The 24,436-nt window shown below is 70.5% G+C and carries 18 protein-coding genes; 8 read left to right on the forward strand and 10 right to left on the reverse strand.

Annotated elements, in window-relative coordinates:
• Positions 1–40: 40 nt before the first annotated feature.
• From ASF40_RS09210 to ASF40_RS09225, 4 genes are all read right to left on the reverse strand, one after another.
• Positions 41–1,090: an iron ABC transporter substrate-binding protein gene (locus ASF40_RS09210; RefSeq protein ID WP_056368101.1), complete on the reverse strand. Its 1,050-nt coding sequence runs from the start codon at positions 1,088–1,090 to the stop codon at positions 41–43.
• 92 nt (positions 1,091–1,182) lie between these two features.
• Positions 1,183–2,556 (reverse strand): GNAT family N-acetyltransferase, encoded by a 1,374-nt coding sequence (locus ASF40_RS09215; protein ID WP_056368102.1) that lies wholly within the window; start codon positions 2,554–2,556, stop codon positions 1,183–1,185.
• A gap of 60 nt (positions 2,557–2,616) precedes the next feature.
• Positions 2,617–3,543, reverse strand: a complete 927-nt coding sequence (locus ASF40_RS09220; RefSeq protein ID WP_056368104.1) for a 4-(cytidine 5'-diphospho)-2-C-methyl-D-erythritol kinase — start codon at positions 3,541–3,543, stop codon at positions 2,617–2,619.
• Entirely contained in the window at positions 3,540–4,607 is a 1,068-nt protein-coding gene (locus ASF40_RS09225; protein ID WP_056368106.1) for an aldo/keto reductase, read from the reverse strand. Before ASF40_RS09225 ends, ASF40_RS09220 begins: the two co-directional genes overlap by 4 nt.
• 174 nt (positions 4,608–4,781) lie before the next feature.
• Between ASF40_RS09225 and ASF40_RS09230 the strand changes: the two genes are divergently transcribed.
• A complete protein-coding gene (locus tag ASF40_RS09230) occupies positions 4,782–6,368 on the forward strand; it encodes a stealth conserved region 3 domain-containing protein (protein ID WP_056368108.1) in 1,587 nt (528 codons plus the stop codon).
• Here ASF40_RS09230 and ASF40_RS09235 read toward each other — a convergent pair.
• Together ASF40_RS09235 and rsmA are read right to left on the reverse strand one after the other, a co-directional pair.
• Positions 6,316–7,236, reverse strand: a complete 921-nt coding sequence (locus ASF40_RS09235) for a phosphodiesterase (RefSeq protein ID WP_056368110.1) — start codon at positions 7,234–7,236, stop codon at positions 6,316–6,318. The genes ASF40_RS09230 and ASF40_RS09235 overlap by 53 nt on opposite strands.
• 117 nt (positions 7,237–7,353) lie before the next feature.
• A complete protein-coding gene (rsmA, locus tag ASF40_RS09240) occupies positions 7,354–8,214 on the reverse strand; it encodes a 16S rRNA (adenine(1518)-N(6)/adenine(1519)-N(6))-dimethyltransferase RsmA (RefSeq protein ID WP_056368422.1) in 861 nt (286 codons plus the stop codon).
• Between the two features lie 182 nt (positions 8,215–8,396).
• On the opposite strand from rsmA, the gene ASF40_RS09245 reads away from it, so the two are divergent.
• Entirely contained in the window at positions 8,397–9,857 is a 1,461-nt protein-coding gene (locus tag ASF40_RS09245) for a sugar porter family MFS transporter (RefSeq protein ID WP_056368112.1), read from the forward strand.
• Positions 9,858–9,905: 48 nt separating this feature from the next.
• Positions 9,906–11,210: an MFS transporter gene (locus ASF40_RS09250; RefSeq protein ID WP_056368113.1), complete on the forward strand. Its 1,305-nt coding sequence runs from the start codon at positions 9,906–9,908 to the stop codon at positions 11,208–11,210.
• 48 nt (positions 11,211–11,258) lie between these two features.
• Here the strand turns inward: ASF40_RS09250 and ASF40_RS09255 are convergent, their stop codons facing one another.
• The 4 genes from ASF40_RS09255 to ASF40_RS09270 all read right to left on the reverse strand — a co-directional run bounded on the left by ASF40_RS09255 (position 11,259) and on the right by ASF40_RS09270 (position 15,390).
• Positions 11,259–11,774 carry an NUDIX domain-containing protein gene (locus ASF40_RS09255; RefSeq protein WP_056368115.1) on the reverse strand — a complete coding sequence of 172 codons (516 nt, stop codon included), beginning with the start codon at positions 11,772–11,774 and terminating at the stop codon, positions 11,259–11,261.
• A 23-nt stretch (positions 11,775–11,797) separates the two neighbouring features.
• The gene (locus ASF40_RS09260; RefSeq protein WP_056368117.1) at positions 11,798–12,709 is read right to left on the reverse strand and encodes a TatD family hydrolase; all 912 of its coding nucleotides are present in this window, start codon (positions 12,707–12,709) and stop codon (positions 11,798–11,800) included.
• Entirely contained in the window at positions 12,709–14,289 is a 1,581-nt protein-coding gene (gene metG, locus ASF40_RS09265) for a methionine--tRNA ligase (protein ID WP_056368119.1), read from the reverse strand. The genes ASF40_RS09260 and metG overlap by 1 nt, the downstream gene beginning before the upstream one ends.
• A 102-nt stretch (positions 14,290–14,391) precedes the next feature.
• Positions 14,392–15,390 carry a LacI family DNA-binding transcriptional regulator gene (locus ASF40_RS09270; protein ID WP_396822763.1) on the reverse strand — a complete coding sequence of 333 codons (999 nt, stop codon included), beginning with the start codon at positions 15,388–15,390 and terminating at the stop codon, positions 14,392–14,394.
• Positions 15,391–15,602: 212 nt separating this feature from the next.
• On the opposite strand from ASF40_RS09270, the gene ASF40_RS09275 reads away from it, so the two are divergent.
• From ASF40_RS09275 to ASF40_RS21655, 5 genes are all read left to right on the forward strand, one after another.
• Positions 15,603–17,621, forward strand: a complete 2,019-nt coding sequence (locus ASF40_RS09275) for a beta-galactosidase (RefSeq protein ID WP_056368123.1) — start codon at positions 15,603–15,605, stop codon at positions 17,619–17,621.
• Between the two features lie 41 nt (positions 17,622–17,662).
• Positions 17,663–18,892: a sugar ABC transporter substrate-binding protein gene (locus ASF40_RS09280; protein WP_056368125.1), complete on the forward strand. Its 1,230-nt coding sequence runs from the start codon at positions 17,663–17,665 to the stop codon at positions 18,890–18,892.
• 157 nt (positions 18,893–19,049) lie between these two features.
• A complete protein-coding gene (locus tag ASF40_RS09285) occupies positions 19,050–20,669 on the forward strand; it encodes an ABC transporter permease subunit (protein ID WP_056368127.1) in 1,620 nt (539 codons plus the stop codon).
• The gene (locus ASF40_RS09290; RefSeq protein ID WP_056368128.1) at positions 20,669–21,589 is read left to right on the forward strand and encodes a sugar ABC transporter permease; all 921 of its coding nucleotides are present in this window, start codon (positions 20,669–20,671) and stop codon (positions 21,587–21,589) included. Before ASF40_RS09285 ends, ASF40_RS09290 begins: the two co-directional genes overlap by 1 nt.
• A gap of 43 nt (positions 21,590–21,632) precedes the next feature.
• Positions 21,633–24,362, forward strand: a complete 2,730-nt coding sequence (locus tag ASF40_RS21655) for a glycosyl hydrolase 53 family protein (RefSeq protein ID WP_056368131.1) — start codon at positions 21,633–21,635, stop codon at positions 24,360–24,362.
• Positions 24,363–24,436 lie beyond the last annotated feature (74 nt).

Raw genomic sequence — 24,436 nt, forward strand, 5'->3', positions numbered from 1 at the left:
TCGGTCGAGCCGCGCGCGGGTGTTCGCGTCTGGAGCTGGGTCAGAGGAGTCCGGCTTCCGTCATGAGCTCGATGACCGCGGGCCCGTTGAGCGTGGACGGGTCGATCACGGGTGCGTCGAGCTCGGCGAGCGGGGGCAGCTCGGGCTTGGCCGGGACGTCAGAGGCGACGGGATACTCGAAGCTGTAGCCCTCGCCGAGGATCTTCTGCCCCTGCTCCCCCGCGATGAACGCGAGGAACTGCTGCGCCTCGTCGGCGTGGGGGGCGTTCTTCAGCACGCCGCCGCCCGAGATGCTGACGAAGGCACCCGGATCCTGGTTGCCGAAGTAGTGCAGCTTCGTGTCGGCGCTGTCTTCGGCTGCGGCGTCCTGGTCGCGGAACCAGTAGTAGTGGTAGATGATGCCCATCGGCACCTCGCCGGCGTTGACCGCCTTCATGGTGACGATGTTGTTGCGGTACTCGACCGCGTTCTCGGCCATGCCGTCCAGCCAGTCGCGTGCGCCGTCCTCACCCTGGGTCGCGAGCACGGCCGAGACGATGGCCTGGAAGTCGGCCTTCGCAGGCGCGGCACCCCACTTGCCTTTCCACTGCGGGTCCGCGAGGTCCAGAAGGGATGCCGGGAGCTCGCCCTCCGAGATCAGCTCGGGGTTGTAGACCAGCACGGTCGAGCGGGCGGCGATCCCCGTCCAGAGACCCGAGGCCGGACGGAACTGCTCGGGAACGAGGGCCAAGGTGGACTCGTCGACGGGGGCGAAGAGGTCCGCATCTTCGACGAGCGACATCGCCGGGGAGTTCTCGGTGAGGAACACGTCGGCCTTGGAGGCCTTCCCCTCCTGCACGAGCTGATTGGCCAGCTCGCTGTCGTCGCCGTTGCGGAGCACGACATCGATGCCGGTCTCCGCCGTGAACGCGTCGGCCCATTCCTCGGTCAGCTGCTCGTGCTGCGCGTTGTACACGACGAGGGCGTCCGGATCGGCGGCGTCCTCGCCCGCGGCTCCGCCGGCGCAGCCGGCCAGGGCGAGGCCCGCGACCACCACCGGTACGACGAGGAAGTGGCGCAGGCGCGCGGAAGACGGGAGGCGTGAAGGCATGGGGAACCCCTCGGAAACAGACAGGTAAGGCTAGCCTAAAGCACTCGATCGCCGTGTTTCGTTCGGTTTCGCCACCTCCCCCGCCCGCTCGCTCAGTACCAGATGCTCAGGCGCGGCGCCGTGTGCCAGCCGAGCACGCGGGTCGCCTTGGCGAGCGCGTCCGCGGATGCCCCGGCCGAAGCATCCGTCACCGTCACACGTCCTGCCGCCGCCAGAGTCGCGAGCGAGACACCGCCGAGGTACGTGGCGGACAGCTCGGCGACGCCGAGAGCCACCGTCGGCGCATCGATCGATTCGCCGTCGCCCAGGATCCGCACGCGGGCGGCGCCGCGCCCATCGACCTCGAGCAGGTAACGGCCGGAGGCGATGCCGAGCGAGTCCGAGACGTCGAGCACCAGCGTGCCGGAGCCGCCGTAGCGACGGGTCTCGAGCGCGGCGACGACGTCGATGATCCGCAGGTACTGGTGGTCGCGCACGCTGACCTTCGCCGCGCGCTGGTCCGCGATCATCCACAGCAGCGGCTCATCGACCGACAGCTCGCCCGCGTGCACCTCGGCCACGAGGTCGAGCTCGAGCAGGAACCGCCACAGCGCCGCGTACGCGTCGTCGGTCTCGGCCAGCAGGTAGTGGACCGAGACGGTCGCCTTCGTGAAGTCGTCGTGGTTCTCGCGGACCGCGTACACCGCGACTCCGCGCACCTCGCCCGCGGCGTCGGAGTACTGCACGGCGCGCTTCTCGGCGGTCTTCTCGGCGGCGGGGTTGGTGCCGGCGAACCCATCCCAGTGGCTCCCCGGCACGTCGATCTCGCCCGGGTGGCGGTGCCGCACCCGCTCGTGCAGGGCCGGCATCAGCTCGCGCACACGCTCGCGGCCGATGAAGTCGATCCGCCCGGCGGGCTGCGGGCCGATCCAGCCGGCGCGCTTGGTCTCGATCGTCCACGAGGCGCCCGCTGCTGCCGGCGCGAACCCGTACCGCCCGTACAGCGGCGACTCGCTCACCGTGAGCATCGCCATCGGGATGCCGGCCGCCTGGGCCGCTCGCAGTTCCCCCTCGAGCATCGCGCGGGCCACGCCCTTGCGCCGGTGCGTCGGTGCGACGGTGACGGCGGAGATCGCGCACGACGGGATCATCGCCTCGCCGGGCACCGTGAGCTCGCCGAGCCACGACGCGATGGTCGCGACGGGAGCGTCCATCGGCGACTCCGGGTCGAAGACGCCTGTGAGCCGCCGGTAGCCGCTGCGCTCGCGCGTCGCGGCGATCTGCTCCGCAGTGCGCTCCCCGTCCTGGAAGCCGCGCGCGACGGACTGGAGCCAGCCGACGTACTCGTCGCTGTCGACGGCGATGCGCCGGTAGTCCAGTCCGTTCGTCGCGAGCCGCCCGGCCGACTCCTCGTCGACCGGACCCGCGCGGAAGGCGGCGCGCTCGGTCTCGCCGATGCGGCCGTATGTCGAAACGGACGTGCTCATTGTTCTTCCTCTCCGCGCCCGCGCGGGCTCAGGTGGGTGTGCGGCCGGTCGAGGGCCGGCTCAGGTGACCACGCGCGCGCCGGCGACCGGACCGTGCACGTGGAGCGCCTCGTAGCCCGCGGCCGACAAGGTGATCTGCAGTTCGAGCGCCGACTCCGGGTCGACGGTCAGGAAAGCCAGCGTAGGGCCTGACCCCGACACCATTCCGGCCAGGGCGCCGGACTCCTCGCCGAGCTCGAGCACCTCGCGCAGCTCGGGGCGCAGCGACAGCGCAGCGATCTGCAGGTCGTTGCGCGTGTGCTCGGCGAGCGCGATGGGGTCCGCGGCGCGCAGCGCGTGGAGCACGCCGGGCGCGACCGCCGGCACCCGGGCACCCGCGTCGATGTCGGGCCGCGCACGCAGCTCGTCGAGGTGCGCGTAGACCTCGGGGGTGGACAGTCCGTCCTCCGACGGCACCACCACCCAGTCGAAGCGGCCCTTGGCGAGCGCCGGGCTCAGCTGGTCGCCGCGCCCGGTGCCGACGGCCGTCCCGCCCATCAGGGCGAAGGGCACGTCGGCGCCGAGCCGCGCCGCGAGCTTGTGCAGCTCGGCGGTGCCGAGCTCGGCCCCCCACAGCGCGTCGCACGCGACGAGGGCGGCCGCAGCATCCGCCGATCCTCCGCCCATGCCGCCCGCGACCGGCACGTGCTTCACGATGTCGAGGTGCACGCCGCCCGCATGGCCGATGCGCTGCGCGACGAGCCGCGCGGCGCGGACGGCCAGGTTGCGGTCGTCGGCGGGGACGCCGGTCACATCGACGGTGCCGGAGATCGACACGGTGAACTCGTCGGAAGGCGACGCCCACACATCCTCGTACAGCGACACCGCCTGGTACGCCGACGCGACGTCGTGGTACCCGTCGTCGTGCACGCCGCCGACCTCGAAGAAGAGGTTGAGCTTGCCCGGTGCCCGCACCCGGACGCCGTCCGCGGCGAGAGCCTGACTCACCGGTTCGCCGATTCCGCCCAGAGGTCCACGTCGATGCCGTCCGACAGGGCGTCGATGCGCTCCTGCTCCTCGACCGTGAAGGCCGGCCCCTCGAGCGCCTTGAGGTTCTCGTCGAGCTGCGCGGGACGCGAGGCGCCGATGAGCGCGGACGCGACGACCGGGTCGCGCAGCACCCACTGGATCGACATCTGCGCGAGCGTCTGCCCGCGCTCCTTCGCGATGACGTCGAGCGACCGCAGCGTCGACAAGCCTCTCTCGCTCAGCGAGCCGTTCGGCAGCGACCCGCGCTGCTGCGCGCGCTCGGCCGAGCCGTCGCCGAGGTACTTGTCTGTCAGCAGCCCTTGCGCGAGCGGCGTGAATGCGATCGCGCCCATGCCCTCCTGCCTGAGTACCCCGGTCAGGCCGTCTTCGACCCAGCGGTTCAGGATCGAGTACGCCGGCTGGTGGATGACGAGCGGGGTGCCGAGCGAGCGGGCGACGGATGCTGCGACCGCCGTCCGCTCGGCGCTGTAGGACGAGATTCCGACGTAGAGCGCCTTGCCCTGCCGCACCAGGGTGTCGAGCGCGCCCACCGTCTCCTCGACCGGGACATCGGGATCGACGCGGTGCGAGTAGAAGATGTCGACGTAGTCGATGCTCATGCGCTTCAGCGACTGCTCGGCGCTGGAGATGAGGTACTTGCGCGAGCCGCCATTGCCGTAGGGGCCGTGCCACATGTCGTAGCCGGCCTTCGACGAGATGATGAGCTCGTCGCGGTACGGCGCGAAGTCCTCGCGCATCATGCGCCCGAAGTTCGTCTCGGCGGTGCCGTAGGGCGGGCCGTAGTTGTTCGCCAGGTCGAAGTGCGTGATGCCGCGGTCGAACGCGTGGCGCAGCAGCGCCCTCTGGTTGTCGAACGGGATGTTGTCGCCGAAGTTCCACCAGAGTCCGAGCGACACGGGCGGCAGCGTGAGCCCGGAGGTGCCGACCCGGCGGTAGTCCGCACCGGTGTACCGGTCGGCGTCGGCGGTGTAGGGGCGGTGGAGGTCTCCTCCACGGGACAGGTAGCGCGCGTCTTCGGTCACCGGTCCAGGCTAGCGAGGTCGGCCTGCTCGCGCAGGGAAGGATGGGAGACACATCGACCGGGCCCATGTCAAGGGCCTGGGTGCGAAACGTCGTCGTAACGGACGCTCCGTAGTGTCGAGACCCCGGGGGCGCGCATCCGCGCCACCACCCGGGTCGACGAGAAGGAGGACCGCATGACGCTGCTGTCCGCATTGCCCCACGCGGCCGACCCCTGGAGCGTGCTCGTGGAGCGCGCCGACGTGGTCGTCGACCGCGGCATCCTGCATCTCGTTCACGACGATGTCGCGCCGCACGAGGCGCGCGATGCCGACCTGCTGCTGGTCGCCGCCGCACTCGACGACGCCGGCGTCGACACGCTCCTGATCCGACACGACCGCACCATCCCCGCGCTCGTGGTCGACGTCCGCGATCGCGAGGCCGCGACGGCGGCCCTGGCCGCGGTCTGCACACGCGAGCCGCTGTACGTCAAGTCCAAGGGCCGCGCGCCGCTTCTCGCCTGCGACGCCCCACCCGCTCCCGACGCGCCATCCGCGATGCGCGTGTACCGCCCCCGCCTGAGCCGGTCCGGATCGTTGCGCTACGGGGCGGCACTCGGCGTGCACCTGGAGTTCTGGCGCTTCGGCGAGGAGACGGTCGAGGCTCCGCGCGACAACGCGCTCATCCGGAAGCAGACCCCGGTCGAGGATCTCGCCTATGAGACGGTCGAGCGCCACGGTCGCACGTGGCGCACCGTCGCCGGCATGTTCGCCGCCCAGCCGCTCGAGGTCACCGACGAGATCGACATCGTCTTCTCGTGGGTCGATGCCTCGTCGAGCGACTTCCGGCGACAGCGGGCGGCCCAGCTCTCCGAGTACGTGGTGGGCGAGGGCGATGACGGACCGGCGCGGTACCGGCACGTCGACGAACTCCGCTACGCGCTGCGCAGCGTCCACATGTACGCACCCTGGGTGCGGCGCATCTTCATCGCCACCGACTCCCCCGCCCCGGCGTGGCTGCTCGAGCACCCCAAGGTCACCATCGTGCGCAGCGAGGAGTTCTTCGCAGACCCGTCGGTGCTGCCGACGCACAACTCCCACGCGATCGAGGCGCAGCTGCATCGCATCCCGGGGCTCGCCGAGCACTTCCTCTACTCGAACGACGACATGTTCTTCGGACGCGCCGTCGAGCCCGAGCTGTTCTTCACGCCGGGCGGGGTCACGAAGTTCGTCGAGTGCGAGGTGCGCATCGGCGCCGGCGAGCCCGCTCTCCACCGCAGCGGCCACGACAACGGCCTGCGCGTGAACCGCGCGCTCCTGCGGGAGCGGTTCGGCCGCACCATCGTCCGCGACCTCGAGCACTGCGCGGCGCCACTGCGCCGCAGCGTCATGGCGGAGCTGGAGCAGACCTTCGCCGAGGACTTCGCCCGGACGGCGGCATCCCGATTCCGCTCCGCGACCGACATCTCGGTCACCAACAGCCTGTACCACTACTACGCGCTGCTGACCGGACGCGCCATCGCCACGCGCGCCCCCCGCGTGCGCTACGCCCAGACGACGCTCGCGGCGGGCATGCGGCGCATGGAGCGGCTCGTCGAACGCTGCGACGCCGACATGTTCTGCCTCAACGACGGCGGCGAGGCCGAGGTGCCCGAAGAGATCCGGGTACGCGCGCTCCGCAGCGCGCTCGAGCGCATGTTCCCCGTGCGGGCGCCGTGGGAGCGCGACGAGCTCAGCGCAGCACGGGAATCGGCTCGGTCGGCGCATCCCTCCGGGCGGCGATGAGCGGTGCCACCCCGGCCGACATGAGCCGGCGCGCCGCTTCGTCGGGGTCGATGTACTCGAGGGTGCGCGGCGCGTCTACCGGCACGACCGAGTGCACCACCGTGTCGTCGTACACGTGCACGATGCTGAACGCCTGCGCGCCGTCCTGAGGACGCGTACCGCCGACAGGCACCGTGAGGTCCTGCGCGTAGCAGGTCGACGACGCCACCGACACCGGGATGCCGGCGAACGTCGCGAAGGTCGAGTAGTGCAGGTGACCCGCGAGGATCGCACGCACGTCAGTGCCGCGCAGGACCGCCGCGAGCCGCCGCTGGTCGCGCAGCTCGACGCTCGCGGCGAGCGGCAGCACGCTCGGCACGGGCGGGTGGTGCATGGCGAGGATCGTGCCGAGCGGCGCGGGCGTCACCAGCTCGTCGGCGAGCCACGCGAGCTGCTCGTCGCGCAGCTCGCCGTGGTGGTGGCCGGGCACGCTCGTGTCGAGCGTGATCACGCGCAGGCCGTCGAGCTCGTCGACGCGGTCGACGGGACGCGCATCGGATGCCTCGTCGTACAGCCCCGCGCGGAACGCCCCGCGCTCGTCGTGGTTGCCCATCACCCAGAGCACGCGCGTGCCGATGCGCTCGGCGAACGGCTCGACGAGCGCGCGCAGCGCAGCGTATGCGCCGGGCTCGCCGAGGTCGGCGAGGTCGCCGGTGACGACGATCGCGTCGGGGCGGATGCCGCTCGACTCGATCGTGCCGATCGTCTCGGTCAGCCGCGCGGTGCCGTCGATCGCGTCGAAGAGGTGCGGGGTCGCGGGCGCACGCAGGTGCGTGTCGCTCAGGTGCAGCAGGATGCGTTCGGGAGCCGGGTACTCGGCGGTGCGCATGTCAGATCACTCCGGTCCGCCGGGAGGCGAGGTGCCGAGGAACCGGACGACGGACGCTCGAATGTTACCGGCATGTTTCGCACGGTTCCCGACGACGCGGTGAAGTTTCGCTGAATTTCAGCTTTCCGAGATGCTTCCCGCGGCGACCGCGATGCGCACGTAGTCGTCGATCGAGAGCTCCTCGCCGCGCGCGGTCGGCGCGACGTCCGCACTCTCCAGAATCGCGGATGCTGCGGCCGCCGATCCGCCGAGCACGCCGGCCGTCGCCTGCCGGAGCATCTTGCGCCGCTGCTGGAACGCGGCATCCACGATCGCGAAGGTCCGTCTGCGCAGCTCCTCATCGCCGCGCGGCTCGTCCGCGCGATGGAAGCCGACGAGCACGCTGTCGACGTTCGGCACAGGCCAGAAGACCTGGCGCGACACCGTGCCGGCAAGACGCCATGGCCCGTACCAGGCGGCCTTGACACTCGGCGCCCCGTACACCTTCGACCCGGGCGGGGCGGCGAGTCGCTCCCCCACCTCGGCCTGGACCATGACCACGCCGCGGTCGAGCGCCGGGAAGTGCTCGAGGAAGTGCAGCAGCACCGGCACGCTGACGTTGTACGGCAGGTTGGCGACGAGCACGGTCGGGTCGCCGGGCAGGTCGGTCACGCGAAGGGCATCGGCGTCGACGACCGTGAGCGCGCCGTCGGCGACCCCGTGCGCGGCGGCGGTGACAGGCAGCCGCTCGGCCAGCCGGTGGTCGATCTCCACCGCCGTGACGGATGCCCCGGCCTCGAGGATCGCGAGGGTGAGCGATCCGAGACCCGGTCCCACCTCGACGACGCGATCGCCCGGCTCGACCTCGGCGACGTGCACGATCTTGCGGACGGTGTTGGCGTCGACGACGAAGTTCTGCCCGAGTTTCTTGGTCGGCGTCACGTCGAGTTCGGCGGCCAGCGCGCGGATCTCGGCCGCACCGAGGAGTGTCACGGGCATGCGTTCACTGTACGGCGTGCGCGCACCCAATCTCGGATCCGCAGGTGCGGATCACCGGCACGACACGCCGGTTGCGGATGCCGCCACCCGGCGTTTCCTCTCACCGCTCCGCTCGTGCGGATCCGATCTTGCGCACGCGTGCCACCTGCCGTGGCGGCGACCCGGACGCTAGCGTGACCAGCATGAACTCGACCGGATCGATCCCCGCAGACGCGTTCTCCCTCCGGAGCCCGTACGGGCGACGAGCGATCGGCCTGTCGGTCGCGGCCGCGGTCGGCGGCTTCCTGTTCGGCTTCGACTCGTCGGTGATCAACGGCGCCGTCGACTCGATCTCCCAGGACTTCGCACTCAACGACGTCATCACCGGCTTCGTCGTCGCGATCGCCCTGCTCGGCTGCGCCGTCGGCGCGATCATCGCGGGCAACCTGTCGGACCGCTGGGGGCGCCTCAGGGTGATGTTCCTCGGCGCCATCATGTTCTTCGTCAGCTCCATCGGCGCCGGACTCGCGTTCTCGGCATGGGATCTGGCGCTGTGGCGCGTCGTCGGCGGTCTGGGCATCGGCATCGCGTCGGTCGTCGCCCCCGCCTACATCGCCGAGATCGCGCCCCGCCAGATCCGCGGCGGACTGGCGTCGCTGCAGCAGCTCGCGATCACGCTCGGCATCTTCGCGGCGCTCCTGTCGGACGCGCTCCTCGCGAACTCCGCCGGCGGCGCCGACAACGTGCTCTGGTTCGGCCTGGAGGCCTGGCGCTGGATGTTCCTCGTCGGGGTGATCCCGTCCGCGGTCTACGGCATCCTGTCGTTCACCCTCCCGGAGTCGCCGCGATACCTGATCGCGAAGGGCCGGTACGACCAGGCGCGCGAGATCTTCGCCCGGCTGGTGCCGCCGGCCGACCTCGACCACACCATCCGCGACCTGCAGACCGCGATCGAGACCGACCGCAAGAACGCGGGTGTGTCGCTGCGCGGGCCGGTGCTCGGTCTTCAGCGCATCGTCTGGGTGGGCATCATCCTGTCGGTGTTCCAGCAGTTCGTCGGCATCAACGTGATCTTCTACTACTCGACGAGCCTGTGGCAGTCCGTCGGCTTCGACGAGAGCGATTCGTTCACGATCAGCGTCGTGACGTCGATCACGAACGTCCTCGTGACGCTCGTCGCGATCTTCCTGGTCGACCGCGTCGGGCGAAAGCCGATCCTGCTGACGGGCTCGGTGATGATGGCGGTGTCGCTCGGCCTGATGGCGATCTCGTTCGTGTTCTCCGAGACGGACGCCGAGGGAGCGGTCACGCTGCCCGCCCCGTGGGGGCCGATCGCGCTCGTCGCGGCGAACGTCTTCGTCGTCGGCTTCGGCGCCTCGTGGGGCCCGCTGGTGTGGGTGCTGCTCGGCGAGATCTTCCCGAGCCGCATCCGCGGCAAGGCCCTGGGCGTGGCCGCGGGCGCGCAGTGGATCGCGAACTTCCTCATCACGATCTCGTTCCCGGCGATGTCGTCGTGGTCGCTGCCGCTGACGTACAGCATGTACGCCGCGTTCGCGGCGCTGTCGTTCTTCTACGTCCTGTTCCGGATCCCGGAGACCAAGGGCATGGACATCGAGCAGACGGAGACGCTGTTCCTCCGCAAGGACGCGAAGACCGCCAGCTGACGCACCCCCGGTGAAGGAGAGGTCCGCCACTGCTCCTAGGATGGCGGGATGCCTTCGCTCGGGGAACTGATCGCACCGCGGCGCCTCGGAACGGACTTCCGGTGGCTGCTCGCGTCGTCGTGGACCAGCAACCTCGGCGACGGCATCGCGCTCGCGGCCGCTCCGCTGCTGATCGCGTCGCTCACGTCGTCGCCGGTCCTCGTGGCGGCGGGCGCCATGATGCAGTTCCTGCCGTGGCTCCTCTTCGGCCTCCTCGCGGGCGCCGTCGCCGACCACCACGACCGGCGCCGCCTCGTGATGCTGGCGAACGGCCTGCGCGCGGTGATCGTGGCCGTGCTCGTGGCGTTCCTCGTCAGCGGGCAGGCCACCGTGTGGCTGGTGCTGGCCGTGGCGTTCCTGTACGGCACCGCCGAGGTCTTCGCCGATTCAGCCGGCAGCACGCTGCTGCCGATGCTGGTGAAGCCGGCGGACCTCGGCATCGGCAACGCCCGCATGCAGGCGGGCTACCTCGTCGCGAACCAGCTCGCCGGGCCTCCGCTCGGCGCCTTCCTCTTCGCGGTGGGCTCGTTCTGGCCGTTCGTGCTGCAGGTGCTGTGCGTGGCGCTCGCGGTGCTGCTCATCTCCCGGATCGCGCGCACGCCGGTGCCCGAGCACCCGGACTCGGAGCGCGGGACCAAGGCGCACGCCATCCGCGAGGGACTGCAGTGGCTGCGCCACAACGCACCGGTGCGCACGCTCGTCATCATCATCCTGGTGTTCAACGTCACCTGGGCCGCCCCCTGGGGTGTGCTCGTGCTCTACGCCACGGAGCACCTGGGAATGGGACCGGTCGGCTACGGCGCCCTCACGACCGCGGCCGCGCTCGGCGGCATCGTCGCGATCTTCAGCTTCGGCCGGCTCGAGAAGCACGTGTCGTTCTCGACGCTCATGCGGGTGTGCCTGTCGCTCGAGGTGCTCATGCACCTGTCGTTCGCCCTCACCACGTCACCGGCGGTGGCCTTCGTGATCATGTTCGGCTTCGGCCTGTACGCGTTCGTGTGGGGCACCATCTCGACGACCGTCCGCCAGCGCCTCGTGCCGATGGAGCTGCAGGGCCGCATCGCATCGGTGAACATGGTCGGCGTCTTCGGCGGCCTCGTGATCGGGCAGTTCATCGGCGGCATCCTCGCCCAGGTGTGGGGACTCACCGCTCCCTGGTGGTTCGCCTTCGGCGGCTCGCTCATCACGCTGCTGCTCGTGTGGCGGTCGATCTCCCACATCGCAGCCGCGAAACCGGTGCTGGATGACGAGTCCGCGAAGGAGGTCGCCGAGGAGGACGAACCCGGCGCGGGCGGGCTCCCTCTGATCGACTGACAACTGTCACCGCGCCGAGCCAAGGGCTTCCCGCCGAGACGCGGGACCTCACCCAAGGTGTCGGCGCGAATCCCCTGTGTCGACGAGTTCGGCCAGGCGGTCGCCTAACTGCGCGAGCCGAGGCACCCACGGGTCGGCCATCTCGCCCGCGTCGCCGCGGCGCAGCGCTTCGGCGAACGGGACCCATTCGCTCTCGCAGACCTCTTCGGGGTCGAGCACGACCGGCGGATCCCCCGGCACATGCGCGGCGTACAGATCGAACAGCGCCGTCGCCTCGACGACCCGCCCCACCAAGACCAGCTGCGCCACCTGGAGCGGCACGCCTGCCTCCTCGTGCAGTTCGCGCACCGCGCCCTCGGCGCTGGTCTCGCCCGCGAGGGCGCTTCCCGCGGGGAACTCCCACGACAGCGGGTAGTCCTTGATCGCGGCGCGCCGGGTCATCAGCACCCGGCCGTCGCCCCGCACGAGGCAGACCGAGGCGACGATGTGGAAGCGCCCGAGCGGGAAGTCAGGGTCGCCGCGGCGGTGCGTGATGCCGATCGGATGGCCGTCGGCATCCGTCACGTCCCACAGCTCGCCGTCGATGATCAGTCCTCGAACGCCCCGTAGACCTCGAGCGTGTTGGCCGCGATCTGCGCGCACAGCTCGTCGACGTCGACGCCGAGCTCGGCGGCCATGTACCGCAGCGTCACCGGGATCAGATAGGGCGCGTTCGGCCGGCCACGATGCGGGGTCGGCGTCAGGAACGGGGCATCCGTCTCGACCAGGATCCGCTCGCGCGGGATCACCGCGAGCGCATCGCGGAGGTTCTGGGCGTTGTTGAAGGTCACGTTGCCGGCGAACGACAGCCAGTAGCCGCGCTCGCCCGCGATGCGCGCCATGTCGGCGTCGCCCGAGAAGCAGTGGAAGACCGTGCGGTCCGGAGCGCCGACGCGCTCGAGCGTCTCGAGCACGGCGTCGTGCGCGTCGCGGTCGTGGATCTGCATCGCGATGCCGTGCTTCTTCGCGAGGGCGATGTGCGCTTCGAAGCTCTCGAACTGCGCGGGCCGGCCGTCCTCGTCGGTGCGGAAGAAGTCCAGGCCGGTCTCGCCGATCGCCCGCACGCGCGGCTGCGCGGCGAGCTCGTCGATCACCGCGATCGCCTCGTCGAGGCGTCCGGCGGCCTGGTACGCAGGTGCCTCGTTCGGGTGGATGGCGACTGCCGCGAGCACACGGGGGTGGGATGCTGCCGCCCACGCCGACCAGCGGCTCGAGTCGATGTCGCCTCCGGCCTGCACGACGCCGACCACGCCGACCTCGCCCGCGCGCGCGAGCTGCTCGTCGAGCGACAGGCCGACGCCGTCCTCGATCTCGAGGTGCGCGTGGTTGTCGTACACCGGCACCGCGAGCGGCTCCGGCGCCGCCGGATACGTGACGTCGCGCGACCCCTTCTCGCGGGTGCGCACGTACTGCGACGGGTCGGAACCCGCCTCGGGGTACGGAACCGGCGGTGCCGCCATCAGACCGACTGCTCGACGCGCGGGAACAGCGGCGCGAGGCCGTTCACGCTGGAGCCCGGCGTCAGCACGCCCCACGTGCCCGCCTCGCGGATCGGCTGGTCCTCGAGGCGTCCGATCGACTCGGCCGCACCGAGCGCGATCCAGAGCTTCTCGGTCGAGACGGGCATCACCGGCGACAGCAGGACCGCGAGGGCCCGCAGCCCTTCGGCGGCGGTGTAGAGCACCGTGCCGAGACGCTCGCGCTGGGCGTCGTCCTTGGCGAGCGCCCACGGCTCGTTCTCGGTGATGTACAGGTTGAGCGCGTCGACGATCGTCCAGATCGCGTGGATCGCCTCATCGATGCGGAACCGCTCGATCGCCGCGTCCGCGTGGGCGGCAGCATCCGCCACCGTCTTCTGGATGTGCAGGTCGGCGTCGGTGTACGCGGCTGCCGGGGGCACGACGCCCTCGTAGTACCGCTCGATCATCGCTGTCGTGCGCGAGGCGAGGTTGCCGAAGCCGTTCGCGAGCTCGGCCTGGTAGCGGGCGGAGAGGTCCTCCCACGAGAACGAGCCGTCCTGGCCGAACGCGATCGCCGACAGGAAGTAGAACCGGTAGGCGTCCGAGCCGAAGACGTCGGTGATCTCGGTCGGCGCGATGCCGGTGAGCTTCGACTTCGACATCTTCTCGCCGCCGACGAGCAGCCAGCCGTGCGCGAAGACGCCGCGCGGGACCTCGAGTCCTGCGGCCATCAGCATCGCCGGCCAGATGACCGCGTGGAAGCGCAGGATGTCCTTGCCGACGATGTGGTACGCCGGCCAGCGGCGGGCGAACTCCTCGGGGTCCTCGCCGTAGCCGATCGCGGTGGCGTAGTTGAGGAGCGCATCGACCCACACGTAGATGACGTGCGACTCGTCCCACGGGAGCGGGATGCCCCAGTCGAACGCCGAGCGCGAGATCGACAGGTCCTTGAGGCCGTTCTTCACGAACGAGACGACCTCGTTGCGCGCCGACTCGGGGCGCACGAAATCGGGAACCGTGGAGTAGAGCTCGAGCAGCTTGTCCTGGAACTCGCTGAGCTTGAAGAAGTAGTTCTTCTCCTGTAACAGCTCGAGGGGCTTCGAGTGGATGGCGCAGACCTTCAGGCCCTCGAACGCGCCGGTGCCGTCGACGATCTCGGACTCGGGCTTGAACTCCTCGCAGCCCACGCAGTACAGCGCCTCGTACTCGCCGGCGTAGATGTAGCCGCGGTCGTAGATCGCCTGCACGAACTGCTGCACGCGCTCCTCGTGGCGCTGCTGCGTCGTGCGGATGAAGTCGTCGTTGGCGACGTCGAGCGTCTTCAGCAGCGGGAACCACGCCTCGGTGACGAGCTTGTCGACCCACTCCTGGGGCGTCACGTTGTTCGCCGACGCGGCGCGCATCATCTTCTGGCCGTGCTCGTCGGTGCCCGTCAGCATCCAGGTGTCGTCGCCCGCCTGGCGGTGCCAGCGCGCGAGGGTGTCGACTGCCACGGTGGTGTAGCCGTGGCCGATGTGGGGCACGTCGCTCGGATAGTAGATCGGCGTCGTGATGTAGAAGGACGAGGGGCCGGAAGTCACCCGACGAGTCTAGTCAGCGCGGATGCCCCGGCCGCCGCTGTGACCGGACGCCCTCGTCCGCACCCCGAGAAGGGGTCGGACGTAACACTCGGGCGTGTCGGGTCAGGCGCTGTCTCGGACGACCAGCGTCGTCGGGAGCGTGATTGGCTCGGGCGCCGCGCCGGCGATCACGTCCAGGAGCGTCGACACCATCTCGCTGCTCAGGCGCTCCCAGGGCTGGCGCATCGTCGTGAGCGCGGGCTCATGCGTCGCGGCGAGACCGGAGTCGTCGAAACCCGCCACCGCGATGTCGTCCGGCACGCGAAGGCCGGCCTTGCGCAGCGTCGCGATGGCGCCGGCGGCCATCATGTCGCTGGCGGCGAAGACCGCGTCGATGTCGCGCGTGCGCTCCAGCAGGCGCGCCATCGCGAGAGCGCCGGACTCCTGGCTGTAGTCGCCCTCTTCGACGAGGACGGGGTCGAAGTCGTCGCCCATCTCCTCCTCGAAGCCGACGAGGCGGAATCTGCCTCCCGGCGTGTCGTGGGGGCCGGCGATCATCGCGATGCGGCGGTGTCCGCGGCCGCGGAGATACCGCGTCATCTCGCGGGCGGAGGCGATCTCGTCGACCGAGACCGTCGGCACCTGGGCCTCATGACCGAGCGGGATGCCGCAGCACACGGTGGGCACGCCCGCCTCGAGCAGCTCGTCGACGAGCGGGTCGGATTCGTGCGACGAGATCAGGAGCACGCCGTCGACGTGCCCGGCGCTCACGAAGTGGGCGACGTTGGCGCGCTCCGCCGGCGTGCCCGCAACCAGCAGCACGAGCGTCATGGAGCGCTGCGCGAGAGCCTCGGCCGCGCCGCGCAGGAGGAGCGCGAACGTCGGGTCCTGGAAGAGCAGGTGCTGCGGCTCGGTGAGCAGGAACGCGAGGGAGCCCGCCCGCCCGGTGGCGAGGCTCCGCGCCGCGTGGTTCGCGGTGTACCCGGTGCGCCGGATCGCCTCCTCGACGGCCACCCGCGCGTCGGGCGACACCCAGTGCCCGCCGTTGATCACCCGCGACACGGTGCCGCGCGAGACGCCGGCGGCCGCAGCGACATCGCGGATCGTCGGTTTGCGTCGCACGGACGTCGTCTCCCCCACGACGAGCGACTCTACCCCCGTGACGGGGCGATTCGCGCGCAGACACGATCGCGACTGTGACCGGTCACAGTTACGTAACGGTTCCCGGGCGGAGCCTGCGTCGAGGCATCCGTCCGAGTAAGACTGTGACCGGTCACAGCCACCGCCGCGACCGAAGCGCACTGCACGAACTGCACCGACCCGATGGAGCGTCCATGACCTCGCCCGACCGCTGGCCCGAGATCCGGGGCATCGCCTACGGAGGCGACTACACCCCCGAGCAGTGGCCGCGAGAGGTGTGGCGCGAGGACGTCGCCCTCATGCGCGAGGCCGGCGTCAACCTGGTCAGCGTCGGGATCTTCGCCTGGGCCCTCATCGAGACGAGCGAGGGGGTCTTCGACTTCGCGTGGCTCGACGAGCTGATCGACCTGCTGCACGAGAACGGCATCTCGGTCGACCTCGGCACGCCCACCGCGTCTCCCCCGGCATGGTTCTTCGCCGACCACCCCGACGCGCACGTCGTCTCCCGCGACGGCGTCACGATGGGCTTCGGCGCGCGCGGCATGGCCTCGCACGCGTCGCCCGCCTACCGTGAGGCGATCGTGCGCATCGCCTCGGCGCTCGCGGAGCGCTACGGGTCGCACCCCGCGGTAGTTATGTGGCACGTCCACAACGAGTACGGCGTGCCGGTCGGTGAGGACTACTCCGCACAGTCGGTGCGCGCCTTCCGCGGCTGGCTTCGCGAGAGATACGGCACGCTCGACGCGCTCAACGCGGCGTGGGGCACCACGTTCTGGGGTCAGCGCTACGGCGAATGGGACCACATCGGCGCCCCGGCGGCGGCACCCTCCGTCGTCAACCCCGCACAGCGCCTGGATTTCGCCCGCTTCACCGACGCCCAGCTGCGCGCCTGCTTCGTCGCCGAGCGCGACGCGATCCGCGCCCACGCGACGCAGCCCATCACCACCAACTTCATGGCGAACCAGAGCTGGACCACCGACCTCTGGGCGTGGGCCCGCGAAGTCGACATCGTGTCGGACGACCACTACCTGTGGGCGGCAGATCCCGAGGGCGAGATCGGGCTCGCGATCGCGGCCGACCTCTCCCGCTCGGTCGGCGGCGGCACGCCGTGGATCCTCATGGAGCACTCCACGTCGGCGGTCAACTGGCAGCCGCGCAACGTCGCCAAGCGACCGGGCGAGATGGCGCGCAACTCGCTGACGCACCTCGCGCGCGGGGCCGACGCGATCCTTTTCTTCCAGTGGCGCGCGTCACGCTCGGGCGCCGAGAAGTTCCACTCGGCGATGATCCCGCACGCCGGCACCTCCTCCCGCGTCTGGCGCGAGGTCGTCGAGCTCGGCGACGCGCTCGGACGCCTCGAGGAGGTGCGCGGCTCGCGGGTCGCGGCGGACGTCGCGATCCTGTGGGACTTCGAGTCGTTCTGGGCGCAGGACCTCGAGTGGCGCCCGTCGGTCGACGTGTCGCACGCCGACCAGATCCGCGCGTTCTACGAGCGGCTGTGGCGCGACGGCATCACGGTCGACTTCGCCCTGCCCGGCCAGGACCTGTCCGCGTACAAGCTCGTGCTCGCCCCGGCGCAGTACCTGCTGAGCGCCGCGGACGCCGCGAACCTCACCCGCTACGTCGAGGACGGCGGCACGCTCGTCGTCTCCTTCTTCTCGGCCATTGTCGACGAGAACGACGCCGTGCACCCGGGCGGTTTCCTCGCACCGCTGCGCGACGCGCTCGGCGTCGTCGTGGAGGAGTTCCTGCCGCTCCGCGAGGGCGCGCGGCACACGGTCGGATGGGCCGGCTCGACCGCGCAGACGCTCGCCGCCGACGCGTGGCAGGAGGACCTCGTCCTCCACGGTGCCGAGGTGAAGGCGACGTACGTCGACGGCCCGGGCGCCGGCAAGGCGGCGATCACGCGTCATGCGCACGGCACCGGGCACGGCTGGTACATCAGCACGCGATTGGATGCCGCGGGCCTCGGCACCGTCATGTCCGACGTGTACGCCGATGCGGGGGTGGCGCCGTCGGCCCACCCCGAGGGCCTCGAGGTCGTCGTGCGCCGCGGCGAGAACGCGGACTACGCGATCGCGATCAACCACCGCGACGACGACGCCTTCCTCGCGGCATCCGGCGTCGAGCTCCTCACCGGCGCAGACGTCGACGGCGAACTCGTCGTGCCCGCCGGCGGCCTCGCGGTCGTCCGCACGCCGCACACCCCCTGACCCACCGAACCCTGCAACACCACATCACCGAAAGGGAAATCATGCGAAAGCAGATCGCACTCGGAGCGCTGGCGCTCACGGCAGCGGTCGTCCTCGCCGGCTGCGCCGGCGGAGGTTCGTCCGACAACTCCGACGACGCGGCCGACAGCAGCGCCGAGCTCGTCGTCTGGACCGACGAGGAGCGCCAGACGGCGGTCAAGGACGCGGCCAAGGCCTTCGAGGAGGAGACCGGCGCCACCGTCAAGATCGTCAAGAAGAACTTCGAGGACCTCCGCAACGACTTCATCGCGCAGGTGCCGACCGGTGAGGGCCCCGACATCACCGTCGGCGCGCACGACTGGCTGGGCGCGCTCGTCGCCGCCGGCGTCGTCGACACGATCGACCTCGGCGACAAGGCGTCGGAGTTCGAGCCCGTCGCCCTCGAGGCCATGACCTACGACGGTCAGCTGTACGCCCTCCCCTACTCGCTCGAGACCATCGCGCTCGTGCAGAACGTCGACCTCGTGGGCGCGGAGGCCCCTGCGACGTGGGACGAGATGATCCAGAAGGGCCTGGCGTCCGGCGCCGAGCGTCCGTTCGTCATCAACACCGCCGGTGAGACCGGCGACGGCTACACCATGTACGGCTTCCAGACGTCGTTCGGCGCCCCGGTCTTCGTGCAGGACGCGTCCGGCTCGTACACGACCGAGGTCGGCATGGGCGGTGCCGCGGGCGAGGCCTTCGCGACCTGGCTCGGCGCCAACGGCACCTCGGGCACCGGCTACATCTCGACGACCGTCGACTACGACATCAACAACGAGCTCTTCAACACCGGCAAGGCGCCCTACACGATCCAGGGTCCGTGGGCGATCAGCGCCTACACCGACGTGAAGAACATCGCCGTGAACCCCATCCCCTCGGCGGGCGGCGAGACGGCCGCTCCGTTCGTGGGCGTGCAGGGCTTCTACCTCAGCTCGCAGTCGAAGAACGCGCTGCTCGCGCAGGAGTTCCTCGTGAACTACCTCGGCACCGAGGAGGCGCAGCGCGCCCTCTACGAGGCCGACCCCCGCATCCCGGCGTGGTCGACGCTGGCCACCGAGGTCTCGTCCGACCCGATCATCGCGGGTTTCCTCGCTTCGGCGCAGAACGGCGTCCCGATGCCGAGCATCCCCGAGATGGGCTCGGTGTGGGACCTCTGGAACGCCGCGCAGTCGCAGATCATCAGCGGCGCCGACCCCGTGTCGACGTGGAACACGATGGTCGCCGATGTCCAGGCTGCGGTCGAGGGCTGATCCCGACCGGCTGAACCCGGTCACCGCCACGGTGGCCGACATGCTCCGGGAGGCGGGTGAGTGCCTCTCCCCGCCTCCCGGATCCCAACCCCTTCCCGGATCGACCCCGTCGATCCCCCTCACGCCCGGCGATGAGGCCCGTGACAGGAGCAGACGCATGACGGTGGACGCCCCCACCCTCCCCCAGGCGCCGGCGAAGACGCCGCCCCGCGAATCGCATGCCCGCCGCTGGCGCGGCCCCGGCTGGGGCTTCCTCGCCAAGCTCGCCCTGATGGCCCTCGTGAACGCCTTCGGCGTGATGACGCTGCTGAGCGCGTTCCGCGTCGAGTCGTGGGTCGTGTTCTCGGCGACGCTCGTGCTGATCCTGGCCGCCGACGTCGTCTACTTCACCAAGCGCGCGCTGCCGCTCAAGTATCTGCTGCCGGGCCTGGCATTCCTGCTCGTCTTCCAGGTCTTCATCTTCGGCTACACCGCGTACATCGCCTTCACCAACTACGGCACCGGTCACGCCGGCACCCAGGAGCAGGCGGTCGAGGCTGCGCTCATCCAGGGCGAGCGTCGCATCGAGGATTCCCCGACCTATCCGCTCTCGGTCGTCGAGCGCGTCGGCGAGGTCGGCTTCGCGATCGTCGACGAGAACGGCGACGTGCTCGTCGGCTCTGCCGAGCAGCCTCTCGAGGAGGCCCGCGGCGCCGAGGTCGGCAGCGCCGGCTCCCCCACGGAGGTCCCCGGCTGGGACGTCGTGCCGCGTGCCACGGTCATCACCGACGCCGCCTTGCAGGAGCAGATCGCGAGCCTTCGCGTGCCGGTCTCCGAAGACCCCAACGACGGCTCGATCCGCACGCGTGACGGTTCTTCGGGCGCGGTCTACGAATCGACCCTGGTATGGGATGCCGAGGCCCAGACCATCACCGACACCACCACCGGCACCGTCTACACCGCGAACGACAAGGGACTGTTCGTCGCCGAGGACGGCTCGGCGCTGCCCACGGGCTGGTATGTCAACGTCGGGTTCGAGAACTTCTTCCGGCTGTTCACCGACCCCGCGCTCGCGCAGACCCTGCTGTCCGTCACCGTCTGGACGTTCGTCTTCGCGACACTGTCAGTCGTGCTGCCCTTCGCGCTCGGGCTCCTGCTCGCACTCATCTACAACGACGCGCGCCTCAAGGGCCGCCGGTTCCTCAGAACGCTGTACATCCTCCCGTACGCGTTCCCCGCGTTCATGTCGGCGCTGCTGTTCCGCGGCATGTTCAACGCCGAGTTCGGCGTGATCAACGATCTGTTCTTCTTCGGTGCGAACATCAACTGGCTCGGGGACCCGTGGCTCGCCCGCGCGGCCGTCGTCTGGGTGAACCTGTGGCTCACGTACCCGTACTACTTCCTGGTGTGCACCGGCGCGCTGCAGGCGCTCCCGCAGGACACCCTCGAAGCGGCCTCCCTCGACGGCGCCGGCCGCTCGCGGCAGCTGCGCTCGATCATCCTGCCGCTCGTGCTCGTGGCCACCGCGCCCCTGCTGATCTCTTCGTTCGCGTTCAGCTTCAACAACTTCACCGTCATCTACATGTTCAACAACGGCGGCCCGGCGATCCCCGGCGCCCCGTACGCGCTCGGGGCCACCGACATCCTCATCTCCGCCATCTACGACATCTCCGGAGTGTCGGGCGGTGCCGCGGACTACGGCCTCGCGAGCGCGTTGTCGATCCTCGTGTTCGCCGTCGTCGGAGGCATCTCGGCGATCGCGTTCCGTCAGACCCGCAAGCTCGAGGAGTTCCAGTGATGTCCACCGCCACCGATGTCGCCACGGGACCGACCACCCGCACCCCCGGCGCGCCCCGCGACCGCCGCTCCGCACGCCGACGCCGCTGGCTGCTCGAGGTCGGCTGGAAGTACCTGCTCGCCGTCGTCGTGATCTTCTACGCGATCTTCCCGCTCGTGTACGTCCTGTCGGCGTCGCTGAACCCCAACGGCACGCTCGCCGCGAGCAACGCCCTCTTCAGCGTCGTCGACCTGTCGAACTACGCCGCCCTCGGTGAGACGAGCTTCTGGACGTGGGCGGGCAACACCCTCCTCATCGGCGGCATCGCCTCGGTCGGCGCCGTGCTGATGGGCGCAGCTGCCGCGTACGCGTTCTCGCGCTTCCGGTTCTCGGGCCGCCGTGCGGGGCTCACCGGACTTCTCATCATCCAGATGTTCCCGCAGGCGCTCGCGTTCGTCGCGATCTTCCTGATGCTGCTGGGTCTCGGCGAGGTCGTGCCGGCGCTGGGCCTCAACTCCAAGATCGCGCTCATCTGCGTGTACCTCGGCGGCGCGCTCGGCGTCAACACGTTCCTCATGTACGGCTTCTTCAACACCGTGCCGATCGAGATCGACGAGTCCGCCAAGATCGACGGCGCATCCCACGCCCAGATCTTCTGGCGGCTGATCTTCCCGCTCGTGACCCCGATCCTCGCGGTCGTCGCGCTGCTGGCCTTCATCGCGGCGTTCGGCGACTACATCATCGCCAAGATCGTGCTCGTCTCGGAGGAGAACTGGACCCTCGCGGTCGGCATGTACCAGTGGGTCTCGAACCAGCTCGCCTCCAACTGGGGCCTGTTCGCCGCCGGCGCGGTGATCGCCGCGATCCCCGTGCTGGTCCTGTTCCTGTCGCTGCAGCGCTACATCGTCGGCGGCCTCACCGCGGGGTCCGTCAAGGGCTGAGCCTCAGTCCACCCCCTGGATCAACGTCGATCGGAGAACCCACGTGTCCCACCACCCTCGATCCGCGCGCCTTGCGGCGGTCGCGGCATCCCTCGCCCTGGTCATCACCGGGCTCGCGGCGGCCCCCGCCGCCGCAGACGACGGCCCTGTCGAGGCCGGCATCACCGTCCCCAAGGTCGAGAACCTTCCGGCGGACTTCATCAGCGGCGTCGACTTGTCGTCGGCGATCGCGCTCGAGGAGTCCGGCGTCGTGTTCCGCGACGCAGCCGGGCGGCCCGCCGACCTGTTCGACGTCCTCGCCGACGCCGGCGTCACCGACGTCCGCGTGCGCGTGTGGAACGATCCGTTCGACGCCGCCGGCAACGGATACGGCGGCGGTGACAACGACGTGGCCCACGCCGTCGAGATCGGCAGGCGCGCGACGGATGCCGGACTCGGCGTACTCGTCGACTTCCACTACTCCGACTTCTGGGCCGACCCCGCGAAGCAGCAGGCGCCGAAGGCCTGGGCGTCAATGACCGTGGAGCAGAAGACCGTCGCGGTGACCGCCTTCACGACGGATGCCCTCGAGGAGCTCAAGACCGCGGGCGTCGACGTGCAGATGGTGCAGGTCGGCAACGAGACCAACAACGCGGTCGCCGGCGTCAGCGGGTGGGACGGCATGGCGCAGATCTTCTCCGCCGGATCCGCGGCCGTGCGCGCGGTGTTCCCCGACGCCCTCGTCGCGGTGCACTTCACCAACCCCGAGTCCAGCGGGCGCTACGCCGGCTACGCGGCGAACCTCGCGTCACGCGGCGTCGACTACGACGTGTTCGCCTCCAGCTACTACCCGTACTGGCACGGGACCGTCGCGAACCTCACCGCAGTGCTCGAGAACGTCGCCGATACGTACGGCAAGAAGGTCATGGTGGCCGAGACCTCGTGGGCGTACACGCTCGAGGACGGCGACGGCCACGGCAACGTCATCGACCTCCCCGCGGAGGCCACGCAGTACCCGGTCAGCGTGCAGGGGCAGGCCGACGCCGTGCGCGACGTGATCCAGGCGGTCGCGAACGTCGGCTCCGCCGGCATCGGCGTCTTCTACTGGGAGCCCGCATGGCTCCCCGTCGGACCGCCTTCCGCACTCGACGCGAACAAGGCGCTGTGGGAGACGCACGGGTCGGGCTGGGCCTCCAGCTACGCCGGCGAGTACGACCCCGATGACGCCGGCCAGTGGTACGGCGGGTCCGCGTGGGACAACCAGGCGCTGTTCGCGCACGACGGCACACCATTGGAGTCGCTCAACGTCTTCGCGTACGCCCGCACCGGCGCGGTCGCGCCACGCGAGGTCACCGCGGTCGCGCCGGTGAGCCTCGCCCTCGCGGAGGGCGATGCGGTCATCCTGCCCGCCACCGTGACGGTGTCGTACAACGACGGCTCGTCCGAGACGCAGCCGGTCACATGGTCTGACACCGCGAAGTGGATCGACGGCCCCGGCACGTACACGATCTCAGGCGTCACATCGTCGGGGCTCGCGGCGACGGCCACGGTCGTGGTCGCACAGGCGAACCTGCTGCGCAGCCCCGGCTTCGAAGGCGACAACAGCGCCTGGACGAAGACCGGCGCAGGCCTCACCGTCGGCGCGTGGGACGACCCGCGCACCGGTGCGCACTCCGCGCACTTCTGGGCCGCGAACGCGTACTCCTTCACCCTGTCGCAGCGCGTGGACGGCGTCCCGGCCGGATCCTACGTCGTGCGCGGCGCACTGCAGGGCGACGGAGAGGATGCCGCGAGCAGCGTGCGCCTGAGCGTCTCGAGCCCGTCGGGCGAGGCATCCATCCCCTTCTCGATGGACGGGTGGCGCAACTGGTCGGTGCCGACCACCGCACCGATCGAGGTCCCCGCGGGCGGCAGCGTGACCGTCACCGTCACCGCGGCCCTCTCGGGCGGCGCGTGGGGCACTGTCGACGATGTCGAGCTCGTGCGTGCCGCGCCGACCGGTGTCGACACCTCCGCCCTCGCCGCGGCACTCGCGGACGCCGAGGGGGTCGACCGATCCGCATACGCGCCGGCGACCGCGGCAGGACTGCAGGCAGCGATCGAGCGGGCGCGGATCGTGCTGTCGGCGGATGCCCCGTCCCGCACCGGGGTGGACGGCGCGACGACCGCCCTGGCCGACGCTGTCGACGGGCTCCTGGTGGTCGACACGGCCGCCAGAGCCCCGGGCCGCGGCATCCTGTCGCACGACAACGGGTGGGACACCGGCCTGAAGGACGGTGCGTACACCGTGCGCATGAACCTCTGGTGGGGCGAGAACGCGACGAAGCTGCGCGTGTTCGAGAACGGCGAGCGCATCGCCACCGTGGCACTCGGGTACGGTGGCGTCGGCGCGCAGTCGGCCGAGATCCCGGTCACCGGGAAGGAGAACGGCGTCTACGTCTACACCGGCGAGCTCGTGAACTCGCAGGGCACCACCGCGCTGCAGCCCGTCACCGTCACGGTCACCGACGCGTCCCCCGCGAAGCCCGTGCTGAGCCATGACAACAAGGACGGCGACGGCACCTACGCGCTGACCGCCGATCTGTGGTGGGGCACGAACGCGACGACCTACCGCTTCTACGAGGGCGACACCCTCGTGGGCGAAGGCGCGCTCGTCGCGGCGACGCCGGGCGCGCAACGTGCGACGCTCTCCGTCACCGGCGCCACGCGTGGCACGCACACCTACCGCGTCGTCTTCGCGAACGACGCCGGCGCGACCGCGAGCAAGGACCTCGCCGTCACCGTACGCAAATAGCGCCGGTCGCGGATCGTTTTCCGCGGTGCAGGAGCACGGATGCCGGGGGTCGCGCCGAACCCCGGCATCCGGTA

It is taken from the genome of Microbacterium sp. Leaf288, from assembly GCF_001422925.1.
In the GTDB taxonomy this organism is placed as follows: Bacteria; Actinomycetota; Actinomycetes; order Actinomycetales; family Microbacteriaceae; genus Microbacterium.

Coding starts and splice junctions, on each gene's coding strand:
- ASF40_RS09210 (WP_056368101.1), bottom strand. CDS start 1,090: ATGCCTTCACGCCTCCCGTCTTCCGCGCGCCTGCGCCACTTCCTCGTC.
- ASF40_RS09285 (WP_056368127.1), top strand. CDS start 19,050: ATGACGGTGGACGCCCCCACCCTCCCCCAGGCGCCGGCGAAGACGCCG.
- ASF40_RS09245 (WP_056368112.1), top strand. CDS start 8,397: ATGAACTCGACCGGATCGATCCCCGCAGACGCGTTCTCCCTCCGGAGC.
- ASF40_RS09250 (WP_056368113.1), top strand. CDS start 9,906: ATGCCTTCGCTCGGGGAACTGATCGCACCGCGGCGCCTCGGAACGGAC.
- ASF40_RS09260 (WP_056368117.1), bottom strand. CDS start 12,709: ATGGCGGCACCGCCGGTTCCGTACCCCGAGGCGGGTTCCGACCCGTCG.
- ASF40_RS09280 (WP_056368125.1), top strand. CDS start 17,663: ATGCGAAAGCAGATCGCACTCGGAGCGCTGGCGCTCACGGCAGCGGTC.
- ASF40_RS09275 (WP_056368123.1), top strand. CDS start 15,603: ATGACCTCGCCCGACCGCTGGCCCGAGATCCGGGGCATCGCCTACGGA.
- ASF40_RS09230 (WP_056368108.1), top strand. CDS start 4,782: ATGACGCTGCTGTCCGCATTGCCCCACGCGGCCGACCCCTGGAGCGTG.
- ASF40_RS09235 (WP_056368110.1), bottom strand. CDS start 7,236: ATGCGCACCGCCGAGTACCCGGCTCCCGAACGCATCCTGCTGCACCTG.
- ASF40_RS09290 (WP_056368128.1), top strand. CDS start 20,669: ATGTCCACCGCCACCGATGTCGCCACGGGACCGACCACCCGCACCCCC.
- ASF40_RS09215 (WP_056368102.1), bottom strand. CDS start 2,556: ATGAGCACGTCCGTTTCGACATACGGCCGCATCGGCGAGACCGAGCGC.
- rsmA (WP_056368422.1), bottom strand. CDS start 8,214: ATGCCCGTGACACTCCTCGGTGCGGCCGAGATCCGCGCGCTGGCCGCC.